The organism is Flavobacterium sp. (assembly GCF_034111225.1).
Classification (GTDB): domain Bacteria; phylum Bacteroidota; class Bacteroidia; order Flavobacteriales; family Flavobacteriaceae; genus Flavobacterium.
Map to the genome: position 1 here is coordinate 1 of NZ_JAWUXR010000009.1, position 20844 is coordinate 20844.

Here is a 20844-nt window from a genome sequence, read left to right on the forward strand (position 1 = left end):
GGCGGGGCTCACCTCTTCCCATTCCGAACAGAGAAGTTAAGCCCGCTTGCGCAGATGGTACTGCATTTATGTGGGAGAGTATGACACCGCCTTTCTTTTAAAAACCCTGTTCTAACGAACGGGGTTTTTTGTTTTTAGTAAGGTTTCATTTGATAAAAAAGTTAAATACTAGCACTTCATCGATTAGTTATGGTTTTAAACGATGTTTTTTATATGTTTATACTATGAAAAGGAGTTAATAACTTTAATATTGACAGTATGCCTAGAATGATTTATGATTATACCAAATCTACTTTAGAAAAAGTAAGCCCAGATTTAATTCGTTTCGAAAGAGAATTGAATAAAGCGAAAAAATGCCTTCACGAAGAAGAGATTGAAGTTCTTGTTAAGTGGTTAAGACTATTTACTATAAATAAGCGCAATTTAAACACTTTAGTAATGAATAAGTTTAATGATGAATAAATATTATTTATTATTAAGAGTTTTTTTAAAAGAAAATATATAATATTATTGTTGATGTAGATAATTCCTATTATCTTTGACTTGCATTCAAAAAATTCCGGAAAACATGTTTGAATTTCAACAGTATTTAGGTTTTTTACTTTTCTTAACCATTTTAACAATAGGTTTTTGGTTAATGATATTTTTAGTTGGATTTGTTCAATATTGGTTGGGCGGTTCTATTATTGAATTAATCAAAGAGAAAAGAAATAAAAACAAAGATGATAAAGGAGAATAATTTCTTCTTTAAATAAAAAAGTCCCGATTAAATCGGGACTTTTTTTTGTTTTTACATGAATTCACCTTCGCCACCGCCATCTTCTCTTTTTTGGTTTTCTCTATCGTTTTTCTTTTTATTAAAACGATAGGTAAATGCTAGTGTTATTTGTCTTTGCCTCCACTGAAATTCTGAATATGAACTTACTACATTATCAATTTCGTTTGTAAACCTTCTTTTTCTAGTATTGAACAGGTCACTTACATTTAATGTTATTGAACCTTTATCTTTTAATATGTCTTTACTAAATGCAAGATTTACAGAAGTCATATCTAAACGCTTTCCTTGAGCTCCATTTTGTGGACCATTATAAGTAACGTTAGTTTGCCAATCTATTTTATAAGGTAATGTTATTTTTGAAGATACTCTTGTAAACCAAGAAGTGGCAACATTATCAAAATTTTGAACAATGTCATTTCCTAAATAATCGGTGTATTTATAATCTCCTTTATTTTCATTTCTGAATACATTTAAGTTACCATTTAATCTCCACCATTTATAAGGAGTATAATTGACATTGAATTCAAATCCAGCTCTATATTCTTTAGAAAGATTAATTGGAGTACTTAAAATTACCGGAATACCACTTACAAACAAACCAGATTCTTTTCTAATAAATTGAAATGATTCATCCGTTACATTAACATAAACTGATGAATTTAAAGTTAATTTTTTCCATCTTTTAAGATATCCTAAATCTATTGCATTTGTGTATGCTGGATTTAAATCAGGATTTCCTTGAAATATATTAATGTTACTAGAATATGTTGAGAAAGGGTTTAAAAAACGTCCTCTTGGTCTATTGATTCTCTTACTATAACTTAAGCTCATACTATTTGAATCAGAAAATTCATAATTGACAGTAGCCGTTGGGAAAAAATTATTGTATTTTTTATTATTATAATCATTTGATGTTATAGAATTAACATCGATATCACTATCTTCAAATCGTAATCCTAAGAAATAAGAAAACTTATTAATTTTGTTTCCATACTGAACATATAAAGCGTTTACAAACTCTTTGTACTCTAGGGTATTAGAATATAAAGTATTAGGCTCGATTTCAAATTCAGTTAAGTTTTTCTGAAAATTTCCTCTATAACCTGCTTCAAAACGACCATTTTCACCAATTGGTAAAACGTAATCTGTTTGAAATAAGTTTCGTTGTTGTTTTTGATTACTTAGAGTTGACTCAGTAAATAATGAGCTGCTATCTCCAATAATTTGATCGTAAATTATAGAATTATCATTGTCTCTATTTTGAGAAATCGCAATATCTATTGTTAGTTTATGATCATCTTTTTTGAAATTTTTTGTAAAGTTTGTAGAATATTCAAAGTTTAAATCGTTACTTTTTTGGTCATTAAATCTATTTCTAATGAAAGTAGGAGTGAAAGTATTATCGTAATTATAGAAGAAGACATCATCTGGGTTTTTACCTCTACTTTTACTGAAGGTAAGAGCATTTGACCAAGTAGTACTTTTATTTACAAATAAATCAATTCCAAAATTTGAATTAAAACCTTCACTAAATCTATTGTTATTTCTTCTTTCATTTACAAAACTACTAGTTGTTCCATCTGCATTAAAATATTCTGCATCATTTAATGAATTCCCTGGAGAGTTTCTATAATTGTATCCGAAATTCGAAAATAAATTAAAATTATCGGATCTAAAGTTTAAGTTTGAACTTACTCCATATGCTTCTGGATCACCTGCAGAAAGGACTACAGAACCATTTATACCTTGTGCCTTACCTTTTCTTAAAATAATATTGATGATTCCTCCACTTCCTTCTGCATCATAACGTGCTGATGGATTTGTAATGACTTCTACTTTTTCAACTGCATCTGCAGGTAAAAGTTTTAAAGCATCTGCAATATTTATTCCTGCTAAACCTGAGGGTTTACCGTCGATTAAAATCCTAACATTTTCATTTCCTCTAAGTGCAATTGTTCCATCTGGATCAACAGTTACAGAAGGAACGTTATCTAAAACATCGCTTACTGTACCACCTTTAACCATCATATCTTTACCAACATTATAAACTCTTTTATCAAGTTTAATTTCTACTGTTGATTTTTCTGCAATCACTACAATGGCATTAAGTTGCGCAACATCTTCTTCTAAGAATATAGTTCCTAAATTAGTATCGGAATTTAAATTTTTGTTTTTTACTACAATTGTTTTAAAAGAAATATATTCATATCTAACATTATAAATGCCTGAATTTACTTCAAAACTAAACTTTCCATCAATATCAGTAATTCCACCTGTAACAATTTCTGGTTTTTGAGCATTTTGAAGAACTACAGTTGCATATTCCAAAGGAATATTTGTTCCTTTCTCTAAAATTATTCCTGAAATAGTCACTTTTTTTAATTCTGGTTTCATTTGTGTAAAACCTAAGGTTGTAATGAAAAATAAACTTAGTGTGATAAACTTTTTAATGTTTGACATGATTAATTTTTAAATGTTTTTAGTTTAGATTGCAAAAATACCTTTTGGTTTAATGACGAAATCACAATACTTTGTTAAAAGAGTTATAGAACATCTTTTGCCTTGTCAATCGGTCTTGCTACAACAGCTTTATTACCATTGATAATTATTGGTCGTTCTATTAATTTAGGGTTTTCAATCATTGCAGTTATGATTTCATCATCAGATAATTGATTGTTTTTATAATTATCAATCCATATTTTTTCTTTAGTTCGAACTAATTCAATAGGCTTGTAATTTAATTTTTTTAGTATTGATTTTAGCTCTTCTTTTGTAAGTGCTTCATCTAGATATTTTACAGTTTCAAATTCTATGTTTAGGCTTTCTAAAAAAGAGATTCCATCTCTCGATTTTGAACATCTTGGGTTGTGATATATTGTTATCATATTTTTTATTTTCACAAAGAAATAAAAAATAGTAGATAGTAGAAAAGAATTAACTTTGTGCTAACTAAATGTTATAATATGTTTATAGAACAATTAAAAAATAGAAAACCAAACCTTTGGTTGTATTTGCCTTTTCCTGTATTGTTTATTGGATTAATGATTTGGAATTATATTGAATCTGAAGGTATTGATACAAACGAAATGATTCAACAATACATAGAAATCATAGGTGTTAATGGAACTTTTTTAGCTTTAATTGCACCTTTATCAATTGCTTGTATGGTTTTATTGTTTTGGGTTAAATATATTCAAAATCAATCAATTACCATATTAACAACTTCTAGGAAAAAGATCGATTGGAAAAGAATATTTTTTTCATTTTCACTTTGGAGTATAATAAGTATCACAATGGTTTTAGGCTCTTATTTTTTGAGTCCTGAAAGTTTTGTTTTTAATTTTAGAATGGACAAGTTTTTAGTTTTTTTAGTAATTGCTATTTTATTTATTCCGTTACAGACGAGTTTTGAAGAATACTTATTTAGAGGTCACATGATGCAAGGAATAGGTTTAGCTACAAATAACAGAATAATTCCTTTGGTGATAACTTCTGTTTTATTTGGATTAATGCACATAGCAAACCCAGAAGTTGGTAAAATAGGTTATATTATAATGGCTTATTATATAGGAACTGGATTCTTTTTAGGGATAATTACTCTAATGGATGAAGGTCTTGAGTTAGCCCTTGGTTTTCATGCTGCAAATAACTTAATTGGTGCTTTGTTGGTTACAGCAGATTGGACTGCATTTCAAACGCATTCTATTTTTAAAGATATTTCAGAACCAACAGCAGGTTTTGATATTATTTTGCCTGTTTTTATAATTTTTCCAATATTGATTCTAATATTCGCTAAAAAATACAAATGGAATAATTGGCTTAAAAAGTTAACCGGAAATTTAAATACAGAAAATGTTACAGAAAACAATAACATATAAAAATGTTCATAATCGTTTTAAATTCAATGGAATTCATTTGAATTTTAAACAAATTAAACGTGTAGCAGTTAGTTATATTAAAGAAGGAGAGGAGTATGAAAAAGTAATTTTTAAGTTTCTTTTAAATTGGTTAGACGAGAAACCATACATTGAAGTACTCACTTCTGGAACAACAGGAAAACCAAAAATAATTAAAATTGAAAAGCAATTTGTGGTTGCTTCTGCTCTTTCAACTGGAGATTATTTGAATTTAAAACCTGGCGATTCAGCATTATTAAGTTTATCAGCTGATTATATAGCTGGTAAATTAATGTTGGTTAGATCTTTAATTTTAGGACTTGAGTTAGATGCAGTAGAACCTTCAAGTGCGCCATTTGAATCAATAACTAGAAATTATGATTTTGTGGCAATGGTTCCATTACAAGTAGAACAATCTATTGCTCAGTTAAATCAAATTAAAACATTAATTATTGGTGGATCAGAAGTAAATTCAATTTTGAAAGAAAAACTTCAAAGTACACCAACAAATATATTTGAAACGTATGGGATGACCGAAACGGTATCTCATGTTGCAATGAAACGTATTGAAAATAATTATTTTGAAGCTTTACCAAATGTTATTTTTTCTATTGATGATAGAAACTGCTTAATTATTGATGCTTATAAAGTTGCCGAAAGCAAAATTATTACTAATGACTTAGTTGAATTAATTTCTGAACATCAATTCATTTGGAAAGGAAGGTTCGATAATATAATAAATAGTGGAGGAGTAAAGTTATCTCCAGAAGTGATTGAATCAAAATTACAAGGAAAATTTCAAAACCGTTTTTTTATTGGTGCTCAAATGGATGAAAAACTGGGACAAAAAGTAGTATTAGTTATTGAATCAAATATTGATTTGAATTTAAATACAAAAACATTTGAAAATTTATCTAAATATGAAGTGCCTAAAAATGTTTATTATATTAATGAGTTTGTTGAAACAAAAACCAATAAAATAAATAGAAAAAAGACTTTACATAAAATAAAGGTTGTCTAAAAAGGGAGAAAACTTTAAACTAAACGATCGATAAATCTATATTTACTACTATTTATGATTCCAATTCAGAATAGATTTATCATTTTTGTTTTCCTAAAATATTTCTTTTTAGACAACCCTAATTTATTTTTCCATTTGAAAATAGTAATCCGCTGAATGTTTTCCACTTCCATATAAAAGAAAGGAAATACACAAAATTAGTGCTACTGCAGATTGTATAAAATTATGCATATTAAAATCTCCAATAAAATTAATTACAAATGCACAAATAATTATAGGTAACTGTACCCAAATTGACCATCTTGTTAGAAACCCAATGACTATCATTACGCCTCCAACCATGTGGGCTAATGCAATATAATGTATTAACAGCATTTCGCTGCCAAACCCTACAAATGAACTTAAAAGCTGACTTAGGTATTCTTTTTCTGTAATAAATGAAACACCTTTTAAAAACAAAAAAATACCAAAAACGACTCTTAGAGTATCAACAGCAAAATTAGTATGCGCATTAGCCCATTTATTTAACTCTCTAATGGTTGTCATAATATAAATGGTTTTAGTTTAATTACTCTAAGTTACTAAAAATTAAATAATTATGATTGGTATTTAACATTATTTTAAATAAAAAAAGAAGACTAAATGTCTTCTTTAATATTTACAAAAAATTTATTATCAAAAATTTGATAGCTTTTAGAGTTTTTGAGCTTTTTTAACTTTATTTCTTGTTTAATTGTTGTTGGAAATAAACGTATAATTTTTTTATCGTATTCAAAATCAATAGGCATGTTAAAATCTTCGTTTACATTAGACCAAGAGTAAATTAATATATCGCCTTCAATTTTGTAGGTAAACTCAGGAATTGTAGTTGTATATAAATATTGTTTAAATACAGGAGTAAGGTTCATGCCTGTTTCTTTATTAAAGAATGCAATAACCGTATCAGTATCAATAATTTGTTTTTTAAACGTTTCAGAATATTTTAAAATGATTTTCCACCATTTATCATCATCATTAACAACATGTCTCAGTGTATTTAGTAAAAGCGAACCTTTGTAATACATATCACCACTTCCTTCATTATTAACCCCAAATTGACCAATAATAGGACGATCGTTTTTTACGTTTTTAGCTTGACCGTTAATGTATTTCATGGCCGGTTCATAGCCTTTTATGCACTCTATAAAAACTGTTTCGCTATAAGTAGTAAATCCTTCATGAATCCACATATCGGCAATATCTTTACTCGTAACACTGTTTCCAAACCATTCGTGACCCGTTTCATGAATGGTTATATAATCGAAGAACATTCCAACTCCTGTTCCAGATAAATCAAAGCCCATATAGCCTTTTTTATACTTGTTTCCATAAGCAACGGCACTTTGGTGTTCCATTCCTAAATAAGGTGTTTCAACAAGCTTATAACCATCTTCCCAAAAAGGGTATTTTCCAAATTTAGTTTGAAAGCAATTCATCATTGGCTTTACATCTTCTTCAAAATGTTTTCGGGCTTTTTCTTCATTTTCACGAAGTACATAATAATCTAAATCTAAATCATCTAGTTTGTCATGAATGTGAACGTAATCTGCAATATTAACCGTAATTGTATAATTGTTAATTGGGTTAATTACTTCCCAATCCCAACGTGTGTAGCCATTTCCTAAATCTTCAGAGCCTTTAAATCTTCCGTTTGAAACATTCATAAGCCCGTTTGGGACTGCCACTTTTACTGAAGCTCCATTATCTGGTTCATCGGTTTGAGAATCTTTTACAGGAAACCATAAACTAGCACCTGTTCCTTGAACAGCAACTGCAATATGATGCTTTTTGTTACTGTCTTTTTTAAATACAAAACCGCCATCCCAAGGCGCATTTTTAGCTACTTTTGGTTTTCCTGAATAATAAAAACGAACTTTTTCAGAAGTGTTTTGAGCTAATTCTTTTGGAAAATTAACAAAAACTGCATCGAAATCTCTTTTATAAGTAAGTTTTTGCTTGTTCCAAATAATTGAATCTACCTTCATATTATCGAATAAATCCAATTGAATTTTTGAAGTATTTTCAACAACTTTAAAGCTAATGTCGTTATAACCAACTATAGATCTTTCTTCTGGATTTATAGTAATGTTCAAATCATAACGTAATACATCAAAACAAATACGCTCAAAACGTAAACCGCCTTGAAGTGAATCTCTGCGAGAGAATTTTTGTGCTGTAATTTCGTGAATTCCAATAAAAAGAAATCCGATGATAAGTAGTTTTTTCATTGTTGTATATTTCTAAAGTAAATATAAGTAGTTGGATTTTATGTTTTGTTACGATTAAGTTAAAATTCAGCTTTTTTAAGAAAAGTGATTTTCTCTTTTGAAATTGGATGTTCAAATGTAATTTTCTCTGCATGAAGATGTAATCTATTTGCTTTTGTTCCATATAAATCATCACCAATAATTGGACAATTTAAGCCTAAATTATGTGATGCATGTACTCGTAATTGATGTGTTCTGCCAGTAATAGGGTAGAAGTGAACGCGTGTTTGATTATTTTCTCTACTTATTACTTCAAATTTCGTTCTTGCCGATTTTCCATGTTCATAACAAACCAATTGATTTGGACGATTATCCAGGTCTACTCGTAAAGGTAAATCGATAAAGCCTTCGTTTTGAGTGACAATTCCATCTAAAAGAGCTACATATCTTTTTTGAACGTTTCGTTTGATAAACTGACTTTGTAAATTTTTATATACTTCTTCTGATTTTGCAATAAGCATTAAACCAGAAGTAGACATGTCTAATCGATGCACAATTAATGGTCCGGTTGCATTTGGATATAAATTTTTTACTCTTTGGTAAACCGAATCTGTTACATTTTTCCCAGGAACCGATAAGAATTCATGTGGTTTATGAATAACAGCTAAATAATCGTCTTCAAATACAATTTCAATATTTTGATTTTCTGCAGTATTATTTAAAAACGGATTTTCATCCATTTCAATATCCAAAAGCATGTGTCTTAAAATAGGTTCGCACTTTCCAGTACAAGCAGGATAGAATTGCTTGTGTTTTCGAATTTCTGATTTTGGCGATTGTCCCCACCAAAATTCAGCCATTGCGATAGGTTTTAAATTGTTTTGAAAAGCATAATGTAATAGTTTTGGTGCAGCACATTCTCCAGCTCCAGCTGGTGGATTGTTTTCAAAAATTTCACCTAAACTTTTTGACTTTTTATATTGATTCAGAAAAGCATAATTATCAAACAATTGTTGCTGTAATTTTGCTGATTTTAAACTTCTAATTTCTTTTTTTTGATTGATTTCATTCGTGAAAAAACTTACTTCTTTTTCTGCATCTTCTGTCTTGTATTCCCAATATTTGGTCATTTTTTTAAATAAAATCTTTTCTAATTGACTTTCTTTATTGAGTTCATCAATGTTATAATCGAAAATTTTACGCTTTTCAGCACGAAGTGTTTTTTGCGCTTTCATAGCTTCTTTTTGACGATTTAAGTCAATTTTGGCTTCATTTAGAACTTTTTTAAGGTTTTTTAGAACAATTTTATAATCAGATTTATTTTCTAAATGCTCTATTTCTCTATTCAATTCATTTAAAACGGCTTCTTCTTTTTTGTAAAAACCAGAATTGGAAAGCATATCATAAACTGTTGGAACAAAGTATTTATGATGATTACTATCTGCTAATTTTCCAGAAAATGCTGCTAAAAATCCTAATTCAGCTTTAGAGTTTTGGCAAACTAAAACACCAAACATTTTTCCAATAACTAATCCACTTTGGCTTTCTTCTAATCCAAAATTATGTTCAAAATCAGTTTGATTATTTAAGTAATCTTGTAATTCTTGAGCGGCAATTATACTCAATTGATTTGGCTCGTAATAAAAAGGGAACGTGAATTTTTCTGGTAAGCTAATACCTGAAATATTGGAATCAAATAAATGAAAAAAAGTACTCATTCTGTTTTAAAATAAAAGAGCCATTCTAAAAGAATAGCTCAATTATGAATATATTTTTTTAAAGTTTATTCTGCTTTTTTAGCGCAACATTCTTTTTTACAACCTGGCTCACAAGCTTTAGCTTCAGCAGTTTTGTCTGCACAACATGCTTTTGTACATCCTGGCTCACAAGTTTTAGCTTCAGCATTTTTATCTGCGCAACATGCTTTTTCACAACCTGGTTCACAAGTTTTAGCGACTTTATCTGCACAACATGCTTTTTCGCATCCAGGCTCACAAGCTTTACCATCTTTTTCTACACAACATTCTTTTTTGCAATCTTCTGTACATTCTTTTTTTGCATCGTTACAAGAAACAACACTTAAACTGATAAGGGCAATTGCAATAATTTTTTTCAATAATTTCATAATATGATTTTTTTAGGATATAAATATAAGTTTTTTTTATGTTTTAGGAATTAAACCTGAATTACTCCTAGGTTAAAAGGCTTTTCAATAGGAGCGTGGTTTGCAGCTTCAATTCCCATAGAAAGCCAAGTTCTTGTTTCTAACGGATCGATAATTCCGTCTGTCCATAAACGAGAAGCAGCATAATAAGGAGAAACTTGCGCATCGTAACGAGCTTTTATTTTATCGAATAATTCTTGTTCTACTTTTTCATCCACTTCTAGACCTTTTTTCTTTAAAGAAGAAGCTTCAATTTGCATTAATACTTTAGCAGCTTGAGCACCACCCATAACAGCCAACTCAGCACTTGGCCAAGCAAAAATAAGTCTTGGGTCATATGCTTTTCCACACATTGCATAATTACCAGCACCATAAGAATTCCCAATAATTACTGTGAATTTTGGCACTACCGAATTTGAAACGGCATTTACCATTTTTGCACCATCTTTAATAATTCCACCATGTTCACTTTTGCTCCCTACCATAAATCCAGTTACATCTTGTAAAAAGACTAATGGAATTTTCTTTTGGTTACAATTGGCAATAAAACGAGTCGCTTTATCAGCAGAATCAGAATAAATTACACCGCCAAATTGCATTTCGCTAGGCTTTGTTTTTGCAGCAGTTGTTTTTACAACTTTACGTTGGTTGGCAACAATCCCTACAGCCCAACCGTCAATACGTGCATAACCTGTAATAATAGTTTGTCCGTAACCTTCTTTATATTCTTCAAATTCAGAATTATCAATCATTCGATTGATAATTTCTTTCATATCATATTGTTCGTTTCGTGCTTTTGGAAGTATTCCGTATATTTCTTTTGGATCTAATTTTGGTTTTTGAGCTTTTATACGATTATAACCCGCTTTATCAAAATCACCAATTTTACCAACAACACTTTTAATTCTGTTTAAGGCATCTGCATCGTCTTTCGCTTTAAAGTCTGTAACTCCTGAAATTTCGCAATGCGTAGTTGCACCACCAAGCGTTTCATTGTCAATGCTTTCTCCAATTGCAGCTTTAACTAAATAACTTCCGGCAAGGAAAATACTTCCCGTTTTATCAACAATCATGGCTTCATCACTCATAATAGGTAAATAAGCGCCACCAGCAACACAACTTCCCATAACAGCAGCAATTTGTGTAATTCCCATACTACTCATCACTGCATTATTTCTGAAAATTCGCCCGAAATGTTCTTTGTCAGGAAAAATTTCATCTTGCATTGGTAAATAAACCCCAGCAGAATCTACTAAATATATAATTGGCAATCTGTTTTCAATTGCAATTTCTTGTGCTCTTAAATTCTTTTTTGCAGTAATTGGAAACCAAGCTCCAGCTTTTACAGTAGCGTCATTAGCAACAACAATACATTGTTTGCCAGATACATATCCTATTTTTACAACAACTCCTCCAGATGGGCAACCGCCATGCTCTTCATACATTCCTTCTCCAACAAACGCTCCAATTTCTATACTTTTCGACTTTTCGTCTAATAAATAATCAATACGTTCACGAGCAGTCATTTTACCTTCTGCATGTAATTTATCAATTCGTTTTTGACCGCCACCAAGTTTTACTTTTGCAAAACGTTGCTTTAAATCAGATACTAATAATTTATTATAATCTTCGTTTTTATTGAATTCTAAGTCCATGTTGGCATTTAATTTGTTGTTGTACAAAAATAGAAAAATCCAACTAGAAAAGATGTTTCATCGTTGGATTTTGATAATTTATTTACAGTTTAATAAGTTTTTATTTTTTATTTTTTGAATCTTGTACTAGATTTTTTAGGATTGCCCATTGTTTTAAAGCATCACGAGCTTCTACAGCCGGATATCCTAACATCACTTTTCCAGCTTCAATATCACCTGTTACACCAGATCCTGCACCAACAATTGCACCATCTCCAATTGTTACATGATCTTTAATTGAAGCACTTCCGCCAATTATAACTCCGTTTCCTAGAGTAACAGAGCCAGCTAACCCGCTATTTCCTGCCATAATGCAAAACATTCCTAATTTAGAATTATGCCCAATTTGCACAAGATTGTCAATTTTACATCCATCACCTAAAACGGTTGAACTAAATTTACCTCTATCAATACAAGAATTTGCGCCAATTTCAACATTGTTTCCAATTATTACATTTCCAATTTGTGGTATTTTGACTAATCCTTTTTCCGGATCAGGTCGAAATCCAAAACCGTCTGCGCCTATTGTAGCGTTTGGGTGAATAATACAGTTGTTTCCTAGGTGACAACGTTCTCTAATAACAGTTCCGGACCAAATAACAGTATTTTTTCCAATAGTACATTCATCAAGAATGGTAACATTTGGATAGATTATTGAGTTTTCTCCTATTTTAGTATTTGGTCCAACGTAACAACCAGCACCAATTTTCACTCCATTTTCAATTGAAGCTGTTTCGTCGATAACTGCGGTTGGATGTATGTCATGTTTAAAAATAGGCGCAGGAGGAGCAAAAAGTTCTAAAACTTGAGACATTGCCAAATCTGCATTTTTTACTTTTATAAAAGCTTTATTATCACCAGGTTCGATGGAAATATTCTCATTAACTACAGCAACACATGCTTTAGATGATGCCCATAATTTCTCATACTTTTTATTGCCAATAAAAGAAATTTCAGTTTCACTTGCAGCTTCAAGTTGTTCAGGAGCACTTATTTTATAACTAGTTGAACCAATTAATGTTCCTTCCAAAATTTCGTTAATTTCTTGTACTGAGTATGATTTCATAAGTTTAGTTAGAATAGGTTAGGCGACTAAATTAAGAAAAGAAAATTCTAAAAACCTACAAAAGAAGAAGAATAAATTCTTATTCTTCTTCTCGTTGTCCCATTAGCATTAAATAAGCTTTTAGAAATTGATCAATTTCACCATTCATAACTCCATCAACATCACTTGTTTCGTGTCCTGAACGTACGTCTTTAATTAATTTATAAGGATGCATTACGTAATTACGAATTTGCGAACCCCATTCAATTTTCATTTTTCCAGCTTCAATATCAGCTCGTTGTGCTAATTGTTTTTTCAATTCAATTTCATACAATTGCGATTTAAGCATTTGCATGGCTCTGTTTCTGTTGTCGTGTTGAGAACGCGTTTCAGAACATTGAATTTGAATTCCTGTTGGTTTATGAACCAGCTGAACTTTGGTTTCAACCTTATTTACATTTTGTCCACCAGCTCCACTAGAGCGAGCTGTTGTTATTTCAATATCTGCAGGATTGATTTCAATTTCAATTGTATCATCCACTAAAGGATAAACATAAACGGAAGCAAAAGAAGTATGACGCTTTGCATTACTGTCAAAAGGAGAAATTCTTACCAAACGATGAACTCCATTTTCACCTTTAAGATAACCAAAAGCAAAATCACCTTCAATTTCTAAAGTAACCGTTTTAATTCCGGCAACATCACCTTCTTGGTAATTCAATTCTTTGATTTTGTAACCTTGTTTTTCTGCCCACATAAGGTACATACGCATAAGCATAGCAGCCCAATCACAACTTTCAGTTCCGCCAGCTCCAGCAGTAATTTGAAGAACAGCACTTAAGCTGTCTCCTTCATCAGAAAGCATGTTGCGAAATTCAATATCTTCAATATGAAGAATTGTTTTGTTGAATAATTCTTCAACTTCTTCTTCACTAATTTCACCTTCTTTTAGAAAGTCCATCATTATTTGAAGCTCTTCAGTATATTCAGTTGCTTTGTTGAAATCCTCAACCCATTTTTTCTTTGAACGTAAAATTCGAACAATCACTTCTGCTTCTCTTGCGTTATTCCAAAAGTCAGGTGCAAACGTTTTTTCTTCTTCGTTTGAAATTTCTATAAGTTTTTTATCGATGTCAAAGATACCTCCTTAACGCACCAAGGCGCTCTATAATATCTTTTACTTGCTCTGTAGTAATCATATTATTTTTGTAGTTTTACAGCACAAAAATAGACAATCCTTTTAATATTATGGAAATTAATTTAATAAGTGATACGGTAACAAAACCAACTCCAGAAATGCTTACTGCAATGTTCAACGCTAAAGTAGGAGACGATGTATTTAAACAAGATCCAACGGTTAATGCACTTGAAGCTAAAGTGGCTGATATGTTTGGGATGGAAGCAGCGCTTTTTTTTCCTTCGGGAACTATGGCAAATCAAACTGCAATAAGAGTACATACTCGTCCTGGAGATGAAGTGATTTGTGATAAATGGTCGCATATTTTTTTATATGAGGGTGGAGGAGTAGCTGCAAATAGTGGTGTTTCATGCCATTTAGTTGATGGAGATAGAGGAATGATTACACCAGAACTAGTAAAAAGTGTGATTAGTGACCCAGGTTTTTATCATGCACCAGTTACAAAAATGGTTAGCGTTGAAAATACTACAAATAAAGGTGGTGGTGCTTGTTATGAAATGGATAACTTAAGAGCAATTAAAGAAGTTTGTGTTCAAAATAATTTGATTTACCATTTAGATGGAGCTAGATTATGGAATGCTTTGGTAGCTAAAAACCAAGATCCAAAAGAATACGGTCAATTGTTTGATACTATTTCAGTTTGCTTGTCAAAAGGATTAGGAGCTCCAGTTGGTTCAGTATTATTAGGGACAAAAGAGCATATTGATAGAGCAATTCGAGTACGAAAACTTTTTGGTGGAAATATGCGTCAGGCTGGTTATTTGGCTGCAGCAGGAATTTATGCTTTAGATAATAATATTCAACGATTAGAACAAGATCATAGAAAAGCAAAAGAATTAGGAGCGTTGTTGAAAACAATGTCTTGGGTTGAAAAAGTCGAAGATATTGAAACTAATATTTTAATTTTTAAGTTAAAGGCAACTATTGATGAATCTAAATTCATGGAAATATTAAAACAAAAAAACATTTTAATAAGCTCTATGGGACAAGGTAAATTAAGAATGGTAACGCATTTAGATTATAAAGAAGTTATGCATACTTATGTTTTAGAGGCTTTATCTAAAATTGAATTATAAAAAAAAGCAACTCTAGGAGTTGCTTTTTTTTATTTAAACATGTCCATGCCTGGTATATTTGGCATTCCTTCTTTGGCTACTGCACCTAGTTCAGCTTCATTTACATTAGTAGCTTTTTCTATTGCTTTATTCAAGGTGTTAATTAAATAATCTTCTAACATTTCTTTATCAGCTAGTAAACTATCATCAATAGAAATATTTGTAATTTTTCTGTTTGCAGTTAGCGTTACTTCAATAAGATTATCACTGCTTTTTTCATCGATTAGTACTGAATCTAAACGCTTTTTAGTTTCTTCAACTTTTTGTTGGGTTTCTTTAATTTTACCCATCATTCCCATAATATCTCCAAACATATTCTTTTAATTTTTTTATTCATGCAAAAATATTAAATTAGCTTTTAAATACAAATGATAACTTCATGAAAAATTATATCTATATCGCATTAATTTCTCTTATTTTTGCAACCTCTTGTAAAGAAAAAAAAGTAAAAATGAACGAAGAAATTAAAGCACCAATAGCACAAATTATACCTCACAATTTAGAAAAACACGGTGAAGTTAGAGTTGACGACTATTATTGGTTGAATGACAGAGAAAATAAAGATGTAATTGATTATTTGAATAAAGAGAATGAGTATTATCAAAAAATGACAGCTCATACTAAGCAATTTCAAGATGATTTGTTTAAAGAAATGAAAGCTCGTATTAAAGAAGATGACTCTTCTGTACCTTATTTCTACAACGGATATTATTATTATACAAGATTTGAAATAGGTAAGGGTTACCCTGTTTATGCTAGAAAAAAGGCAAGTTTATCTGCTAAAGAAGAAATAATGTTTGATTGTAATGAAATGGCAAAAGGTAATTCTTATTTCAATTTAAGTGGAATAAGTATTAGTGAAGATAATAAATGGGCTACGTTTGGTTTAGATTTAGTTTCGAGAAGACAATATGCAATTCAGATAAAAAACTTACAAACGGGTGAAATTCTTTCTGAAAAAATTGAAAACACAACAGGAGGAGCAACTTGGGCAAGTGATAATAAAACTATTTTTTACACGAAGAAGGATCCAAAAACGTTGCGATCAGATATGATTTATAAACATGTATTGAATACTGATTCTAAAAAGGATGAATTGGTTTTTCATGAAAAGGACGATACCTTTTACACTACAGTTTACAAAGATAAATCAAAAAAATATTTAGTTATCGCTTCTTCAAGTACGTTAACTACTGAATTTCAGACTCTAGATGCTTCAACTCCTAATGGTACTTTCAAAGTTTTTCAAAAAAGGGTAAGAGGTTTGGAATACAGTATTTCACATTTTGCAAATCATTTTTATGTATTGACCAATAGTGATAAAGCGACTAATTTTAAATTGATGAAAACGCCTGAAAGAGCAACTTCTATTGAAAATTGGACTGAGGTAATTCCACATAGAAAAGAAGTTTTATTAGAAGGAATTGATATTTTTAAAAACTTTTTAGTTGTTGAAGAGCGTACCAATGGTTTAAACAAAATTCAAATACGTCCTTGGAGTGGTGAAGAATCATATTATTTGCCTTTCACAAGTGAAACTTATACTGCATATTCAACTACCAATCCAGACTTTGATACAGATGTTTTAAGATATGCATATCAATCTTTAGCAACGCCTTCTTCAGTAATTGATTTTAATATGGTTACCAAAGAAAAAACAGTTTTAAAAGAACAAGAAGTTTTAGGTGGAAAATTTGATAAGAATAATTACAAAGAAGAGCGTATTTGGGCTACTGCAGAAGATGGAACTAAAATTCCAATTTCAATGGTATATAGAAAAGGAATGAAGAAAAACGGTTCAAATCCTTTTTTACTTTATGCTTATGGTTCTTATGGCTCAACTATAGATCCTTATTTTTCAACAACAAGATTAAGTCTATTAGATAGAGGTTTTATCTTTGCTATTGCACATGTAAGAGGAGGAGAGTATTTAGGAAGAGAATGGTATGAAGATGGTAAATTATTGAAAAAGAAAAATACATTTACTGACTTTATTGATTGTTCAAAATATGTAATACGAAAAGAATATACTTCAAAAAGCCATTTATATGCTGAAGGTGGTTCGGCTGGCGGTTTATTAATGGGTGCAATAGTTAATATGGCTCCAGAATTATATAATGGTGTTGTTGCACAAGTTCCTTTTGTGGATGTAGTTACTACAATGCTTGATGATTCTATTCCATTGACAACAGGGGAATACGACGAATGGGGAAATCCTAACGATAAAGAATATTACGATTATATGTTATCATATTCACCATATGATAATGTAACTGAACAAGCTTATCCGAATATGTATGTTTCTACTGGTTTACATGATTCTCAAGTACAATATTGGGAACCAGCAAAATGGGTAGCTAAGCTCCGTGCAAAGAAAACCGATAAAAATTTATTGTTTTTAGATACTAATATGGAAGCCGGACATGGTGGAGCTTCAGGAAGATTTGAAGCACTTAAAGAAGTTGCTAAAGAATTTGCCTTTTTATTAGATTTAGAAAAAATTAAGGAGTAATTAAACTTTTTTTGTTAAATTTGCAGGGTTTTGGGGTTAAAAATTAACCAATACTATGCCTCATATAATATCGTTTTTATGAAAGAAGAAATAAAAGCCTACAATAATATATTAGAATTAATCGGTAATACACCACTTATTAAACTGAATAATATTACGAAAGGCTTATCTGGAAATTTCTATGCAAAAGTAGAAGCTTTTAATCCAGGTCATTCAACAAAAGATAGAATTGCATTATATATTATTGAAGAAGCTGAAAAAAGAGGGATTCTTAAACCAGGCGATACAATTATAGAAACTACATCTGGTAATACAGGTTTTAGTTTAGCTATGGTTAGTATCATTAAAGGTTACGATTGTATCTTGGCAGTAAGTTCAAAATCATCAAAAGACAAAATTGATATGCTTCGTACAATGGGAGCTAAAGTTTATGTTTGTCCGGCGAACGTTTCTGCTGATGATGAACGTTCATATTATAATGTAGCTAAAAGATTACATGAGGAAACTAAAGGGTCTGTTTATATAAATCAATATTTTAATGATTTAAATGTTGACGCACATTATAAGTCAACTGGGCCAGAAATTTGGGAACAAACAAATGGTCAAATTACACATTTAGTTGCTTGTAGTGGAACTGGAGGTACAATTTCAGGAACTGCAAAATTCTTAAAAGAACAAAATCCAAATATTAAAATTTTGGGAGTTGATGCTTTTGGTTCAGTATTGAAAAAATATCATGAAACGAAAGAATTTGACAATGATGAAATTTATCCATACCGTATTGAAGGGTTAGGTAAAAACTTAATTCCTACAGCTACTGATTTTGATATTATCGATAGTTTCATGAAAGTATCAGATGAAGAAAGTGCGCATACCGCTAGAGAACTAGCAAGGAAAGAAGGTTTGTTTGTAGGTTATACTTCAGGAGCAGCCTTTCAAGCTATCAAGCAATACGGAGAAGCGGGAGTATTTGATGAAAACAGTAATGTTGTAGTCATATTTCCTGATCATGGTTCAAGATACATGAGTAAAGTCTTTAGCGATGATTGGATGACTGAACAAGGTTTTTTTGATACTAAAAATCAAGAAGAAGCTCAAAAAATTGAAATTATAAAGTAATAAAAAAAGGATATTGTTTTAATATCCTTTTTTTATGCAATTAAATCATTGTATGCACGCATACTATTTGGTAATTCTTTATTATATTTGACAAACAAAACTTTTAAATTATGCAAAAGCCTACATTTAATTCCCTGCTTAATACAACATATCCAATTATTATTGCGCCAATGTTTTTAGTGTCAAATACTAAAATGGTTATAGAAGGAATGAAAAGTGGAGTTGCTGGTTGTATTCCTGCATTAAATTATAGAACACTTGAGGAATTAAGAGCAGCAATAGTTGAGTTAAAAGCGGCTAAGATTCCTGGAGGAAGTTTCGGATTTAACTTAATTGTAAATAAGTCAAATATTAAATATAAAGAGCAATTAAGAGTGATTTGTGAAGAAGGAGTAGATTTTATAATTACTTCTTTAGGTAGTCCAGAAGAAACGATTAATGAAGCTCATAAAGTAGGTATTAAAGTATTTTGTGATGTTACTGATTTGAAATTTGCTAAAAAAGTTGAAGAATTAGGTGGCGATGCTATTATAGCAGTCAATAATCAAGCTGGAGGGCACAGAGGTAATGTTGCACCAGGAGACTTAATTAAATTACTTAATGAAGGAACATCACTGCCCGTTATTTCGGCTGGTGGAGTAGGTAATAAGGCAGAATTAAATGAAATGTTATCTTATGGTGCAATAGGAGTTTCTATTGGAAGTCCGTTTATTGCATCTGTAGAAGCTGGAGTTTCTGACGAATACAAACAAGCTTGTGTTGATTATGGTGCAAAAGATATTGTAATGACCGAGCGTATATCAGGTACACCATGTACAGTTATTAATACACCTTATGTTCAAAAAATTGGAACAAAACAAACATGGTTAGAGAATCTTTTGAATAAGAATAAAAGTTTAAAAAAATGGGTCAAAATGATTCGTTTCATGATAGGCACTAGTGCGGTTACTAAAGCAGCAACACAAGCAACCTATAAAACAGTTTGGGTTGCCGGACCAAGTATTAAAGACACGAAATCAATTTTACCGCTTGCAGAGATTGTGAGTAAATTAGTCAAGTAATTTATCTATATTTACTTTAATAATAAGGATTTCATTTGAAAAAATCAGTAAATTTCACCTTTGCTATTTTAACCGTTTTTATATTCGGTTTTTTGGTATGGAATAGTTCTGAAAATTCTATTTCTTATTCAAAAAAGATTGATTTTTCTAAAGAAGTTAATTCTACAATTGAGCAAAATAATTTTTATTTTAACTCAGAAGGATTACAAAATGAAACTTTTTCTTTTAATTCTGGACAAAATCAAACGAGCTCAAATCAAATTGTAAGAAAGCTAACTTATCCGTTTTTTTATCAAATTTCACTTGCTCAAATAGAGTTGTTTTATAAAAACAGTTTTGAAGTCTTATTTGATAAAAAGAATCTTTTAGATTTATTTTTCACAACTTCAATCATCATTTTTCCCTTTCATTATTTTTGGTAAAATCCTCTTTATTTTTAGTTAGTCCCTAATATATCATATATTTTGGGATGTTTTTTATACACTTAATTTTAAATAAAATCAAAATGGATATTACCAACACTATAATTGGAATTGCACTTTCTTTAACTATTATTATTCCAATTTATCTTATCAATTCAAACGTAAAAAAGAAAAGAAATCAAGTTCTAAAAGTATTAAACGAAATATCATCGAATAGGAATGAAAAATTCTCAGAAGTTGATTTATGGAATAATTCTTTTGGAATAGGGTTAAAAAATGATGAATTAAATTTTCTTGGAAAAAATGAAACTTCAGAATTTAAAGAAACTATTAATCTGAATGAAGTTAAGAAATGCCTAATGATTAAAACCAATAAAACAGGTCAAGAACCAAAATCTAATCATGATATTGTGAAGTTATCTTTGCATTTAGAATTTAAAAATCAAAAGAATCTTAATTTAATTTTTTTTGAAGCCAGTCCATCTCACTTTATTGTGGGTGAGGAAATGCGAATTGCAAAAAAATGGCAAGAACTTATTAGTAGTATGATCTAAAACTAAAAATGCCCTAACA

At 30.3% G+C, this 20844-nt stretch carries 20 protein-coding genes and 1 rRNA gene; 11 read left to right on the top strand and 10 right to left on the bottom strand.

The features are described 5' to 3' along the window. From rrf to UXY25_RS04685, 3 genes are all read left to right on the top strand, one after another. Positions 1-95: ribosomal RNA gene (gene rrf, locus UXY25_RS04675) — 5S ribosomal RNA — on the top strand; the annotation flags it as partial. A gap of 163 nt (positions 96-258) precedes the next feature. Continuing rightward, entirely contained in the window at positions 259-462 is a 204-nt protein-coding gene (locus tag UXY25_RS04680) for a hypothetical protein (RefSeq protein WP_320814842.1), read from the top strand. A gap of 106 nt (positions 463-568) precedes the next feature. Continuing rightward, on the top strand, positions 569-739 hold the full coding sequence (locus tag UXY25_RS04685) for a hypothetical protein (RefSeq protein ID WP_320814843.1): 171 nt from the start codon (positions 569-571) through the stop codon (positions 737-739). 51 nt (positions 740-790) lie between these two features. On the opposite strand, the gene UXY25_RS04690 is transcribed toward UXY25_RS04685, so the two are convergent. After that, a complete protein-coding gene (locus tag UXY25_RS04690; RefSeq protein WP_320814844.1) occupies positions 791-3238 on the bottom strand; it encodes a TonB-dependent receptor domain-containing protein in 2448 nt (815 codons plus the stop codon). 83 nt (positions 3239-3321) lie between these two features. After that, positions 3322-3663 carry an arsenate reductase (glutaredoxin) gene (gene arsC, locus UXY25_RS04695; protein ID WP_320814845.1) on the bottom strand — a complete coding sequence of 114 codons (342 nt, stop codon included), beginning with the start codon at positions 3661-3663 and terminating at the stop codon, positions 3322-3324. Between the two features lie 78 nt (positions 3664-3741). On the opposite strand from arsC, the gene UXY25_RS04700 reads away from it, so the two are divergent. Further along, on the top strand, positions 3742-4656 hold the full coding sequence (locus UXY25_RS04700; RefSeq protein WP_320814846.1) for a CPBP family intramembrane glutamic endopeptidase: 915 nt from the start codon (positions 3742-3744) through the stop codon (positions 4654-4656). Further along, positions 4631-5695, top strand: coding sequence for an AMP-binding protein (locus tag UXY25_RS04705; protein ID WP_320814847.1), 1065 nt, complete (start codon positions 4631-4633; stop codon positions 5693-5695). The genes UXY25_RS04700 and UXY25_RS04705 overlap by 26 nt, the downstream gene beginning before the upstream one ends. Before the next feature lie 123 nt (positions 5696-5818). Here the strand turns inward: UXY25_RS04705 and UXY25_RS04710 are convergent, their stop codons facing one another. From UXY25_RS04710 to prfB, 7 genes are all read right to left on the bottom strand, one after another. Then, on the bottom strand, positions 5819-6241 hold the full coding sequence (locus UXY25_RS04710; RefSeq protein WP_320814848.1) for a DoxX family protein: 423 nt from the start codon (positions 6239-6241) through the stop codon (positions 5819-5821). A gap of 92 nt (positions 6242-6333) precedes the next feature. Further along, the gene (locus UXY25_RS04715; protein WP_320814849.1) at positions 6334-7962 is read right to left on the bottom strand and encodes a M1 family metallopeptidase; all 1629 of its coding nucleotides are present in this window, start codon (positions 7960-7962) and stop codon (positions 6334-6336) included. Positions 7963-8021: 59 nt separating this feature from the next. Then, the gene (locus tag UXY25_RS04720) at positions 8022-9659 is read right to left on the bottom strand and encodes a pseudouridine synthase (RefSeq protein WP_320814850.1); all 1638 of its coding nucleotides are present in this window, start codon (positions 9657-9659) and stop codon (positions 8022-8024) included. A gap of 65 nt (positions 9660-9724) precedes the next feature. Then, entirely contained in the window at positions 9725-10066 is a 342-nt protein-coding gene (locus UXY25_RS04725) for a hypothetical protein (RefSeq protein ID WP_320814851.1), read from the bottom strand. A 50-nt stretch (positions 10067-10116) separates the two neighbouring features. Beyond that, positions 10117-11760, bottom strand: a complete 1644-nt coding sequence (locus tag UXY25_RS04730) for an acyl-CoA carboxylase subunit beta (protein ID WP_320814852.1) — start codon at positions 11758-11760, stop codon at positions 10117-10119. Positions 11761-11860: 100 nt separating this feature from the next. Beyond that, positions 11861-12865 (bottom strand): UDP-3-O-(3-hydroxymyristoyl)glucosamine N-acyltransferase, encoded by a 1005-nt coding sequence (lpxD, locus tag UXY25_RS04735; RefSeq protein ID WP_320814853.1) that lies wholly within the window; start codon positions 12863-12865, stop codon positions 11861-11863. A gap of 79 nt (positions 12866-12944) precedes the next feature. After that, a protein-coding gene (gene prfB / locus UXY25_RS04740) for a peptide chain release factor 2 (RefSeq protein WP_320814854.1) occupies positions 12945-14043 on the bottom strand; the annotation gives its coding sequence in 2 pieces (ribosomal slippage) (positions 12945-13979 and positions 13981-14043; 1098 coding nt in all). A 49-nt stretch (positions 14044-14092) separates the two neighbouring features. On the opposite strand from prfB, the gene UXY25_RS04745 reads away from it, so the two are divergent. Next, the gene (locus UXY25_RS04745; protein WP_320814855.1) at positions 14093-15118 is read left to right on the top strand and encodes a GntG family PLP-dependent aldolase; all 1026 of its coding nucleotides are present in this window, start codon (positions 14093-14095) and stop codon (positions 15116-15118) included. A 29-nt stretch (positions 15119-15147) separates the two neighbouring features. Here UXY25_RS04745 and UXY25_RS04750 read toward each other — a convergent pair whose 3' ends face one another. Then, the gene (locus UXY25_RS04750) at positions 15148-15471 is read right to left on the bottom strand and encodes a YbaB/EbfC family nucleoid-associated protein (RefSeq protein ID WP_320814856.1); all 324 of its coding nucleotides are present in this window, start codon (positions 15469-15471) and stop codon (positions 15148-15150) included. Between the two features lie 137 nt (positions 15472-15608). Between UXY25_RS04750 and UXY25_RS04755 the strand changes: the two genes are divergently transcribed. The 5 genes from UXY25_RS04755 (at position 15609) to UXY25_RS04775 (ending at position 20825) form a co-directional block, all read left to right on the top strand. Then, complete coding sequence (locus tag UXY25_RS04755; protein WP_320814916.1) at positions 15609-17669, top strand: S9 family peptidase; 2061 nt, start codon at positions 15609-15611, stop codon at positions 17667-17669. A gap of 78 nt (positions 17670-17747) precedes the next feature. Continuing rightward, positions 17748-18788 (top strand): cysteine synthase family protein, encoded by a 1041-nt coding sequence (locus UXY25_RS04760; protein ID WP_320814857.1) that lies wholly within the window; start codon positions 17748-17750, stop codon positions 18786-18788. Between the two features lie 110 nt (positions 18789-18898). Then, entirely contained in the window at positions 18899-19849 is a 951-nt protein-coding gene (locus UXY25_RS04765) for a nitronate monooxygenase (protein WP_320814858.1), read from the top strand. Positions 19850-19884: 35 nt separating this feature from the next. Continuing rightward, on the top strand, positions 19885-20271 hold the full coding sequence (locus UXY25_RS04770; protein WP_320814859.1) for a hypothetical protein: 387 nt from the start codon (positions 19885-19887) through the stop codon (positions 20269-20271). A gap of 83 nt (positions 20272-20354) precedes the next feature. Continuing rightward, positions 20355-20825 (top strand): hypothetical protein, encoded by a 471-nt coding sequence (locus UXY25_RS04775; protein ID WP_320814860.1) that lies wholly within the window; start codon positions 20355-20357, stop codon positions 20823-20825. Positions 20826-20844 lie beyond the last annotated feature (19 nt).

Bases quoted from the DNA above. Each gene is read 5' to 3' on its own strand.
- UXY25_RS04720 (WP_320814850.1), bottom strand. From the start codon at position 9,659: ATGAGTACTTTTTTTCATTTATTTGATTCCAATATTTCAGGTATTAGC.
- UXY25_RS04715 (WP_320814849.1), bottom strand. From the start codon at position 7,962: ATGAAAAAACTACTTATCATCGGATTTCTTTTTATTGGAATTCACGAA.
- UXY25_RS04700 (WP_320814846.1), top strand. From the start codon at position 3,742: ATGTTTATAGAACAATTAAAAAATAGAAAACCAAACCTTTGGTTGTAT.
- UXY25_RS04705 (WP_320814847.1), top strand. From the start codon at position 4,631: ATGTTACAGAAAACAATAACATATAAAAATGTTCATAATCGTTTTAAA.
- arsC (WP_320814845.1), bottom strand. From the start codon at position 3,663: ATGATAACAATATATCACAACCCAAGATGTTCAAAATCGAGAGATGGA.
- UXY25_RS04730 (WP_320814852.1), bottom strand. From the start codon at position 11,760: ATGGACTTAGAATTCAATAAAAACGAAGATTATAATAAATTATTAGTA.
- UXY25_RS04710 (WP_320814848.1), bottom strand. From the start codon at position 6,241: ATGACAACCATTAGAGAGTTAAATAAATGGGCTAATGCGCATACTAAT.
- UXY25_RS04745 (WP_320814855.1), top strand. From the start codon at position 14,093: ATGGAAATTAATTTAATAAGTGATACGGTAACAAAACCAACTCCAGAA.
- UXY25_RS04775 (WP_320814860.1), top strand. From the start codon at position 20,355: ATGGATATTACCAACACTATAATTGGAATTGCACTTTCTTTAACTATT.
- UXY25_RS04755 (WP_320814916.1), top strand. From the start codon at position 15,609: ATGAACGAAGAAATTAAAGCACCAATAGCACAAATTATACCTCACAAT.
- UXY25_RS04765 (WP_320814858.1), top strand. From the start codon at position 18,899: ATGCAAAAGCCTACATTTAATTCCCTGCTTAATACAACATATCCAATT.
- UXY25_RS04690 (WP_320814844.1), bottom strand. From the start codon at position 3,238: ATGTCAAACATTAAAAAGTTTATCACACTAAGTTTATTTTTCATTACA.
- UXY25_RS04685 (WP_320814843.1), top strand. From the start codon at position 569: ATGTTTGAATTTCAACAGTATTTAGGTTTTTTACTTTTCTTAACCATT.
- UXY25_RS04680 (WP_320814842.1), top strand. From the start codon at position 259: ATGCCTAGAATGATTTATGATTATACCAAATCTACTTTAGAAAAAGTA.
- UXY25_RS04760 (WP_320814857.1), top strand. From the start codon at position 17,748: ATGAAAGAAGAAATAAAAGCCTACAATAATATATTAGAATTAATCGGT.
- lpxD (WP_320814853.1), bottom strand. From the start codon at position 12,865: ATGAAATCATACTCAGTACAAGAAATTAACGAAATTTTGGAAGGAACA.
- UXY25_RS04750 (WP_320814856.1), bottom strand. From the start codon at position 15,471: ATGTTTGGAGATATTATGGGAATGATGGGTAAAATTAAAGAAACCCAA.
- UXY25_RS04725 (WP_320814851.1), bottom strand. From the start codon at position 10,066: ATGAAATTATTGAAAAAAATTATTGCAATTGCCCTTATCAGTTTAAGT.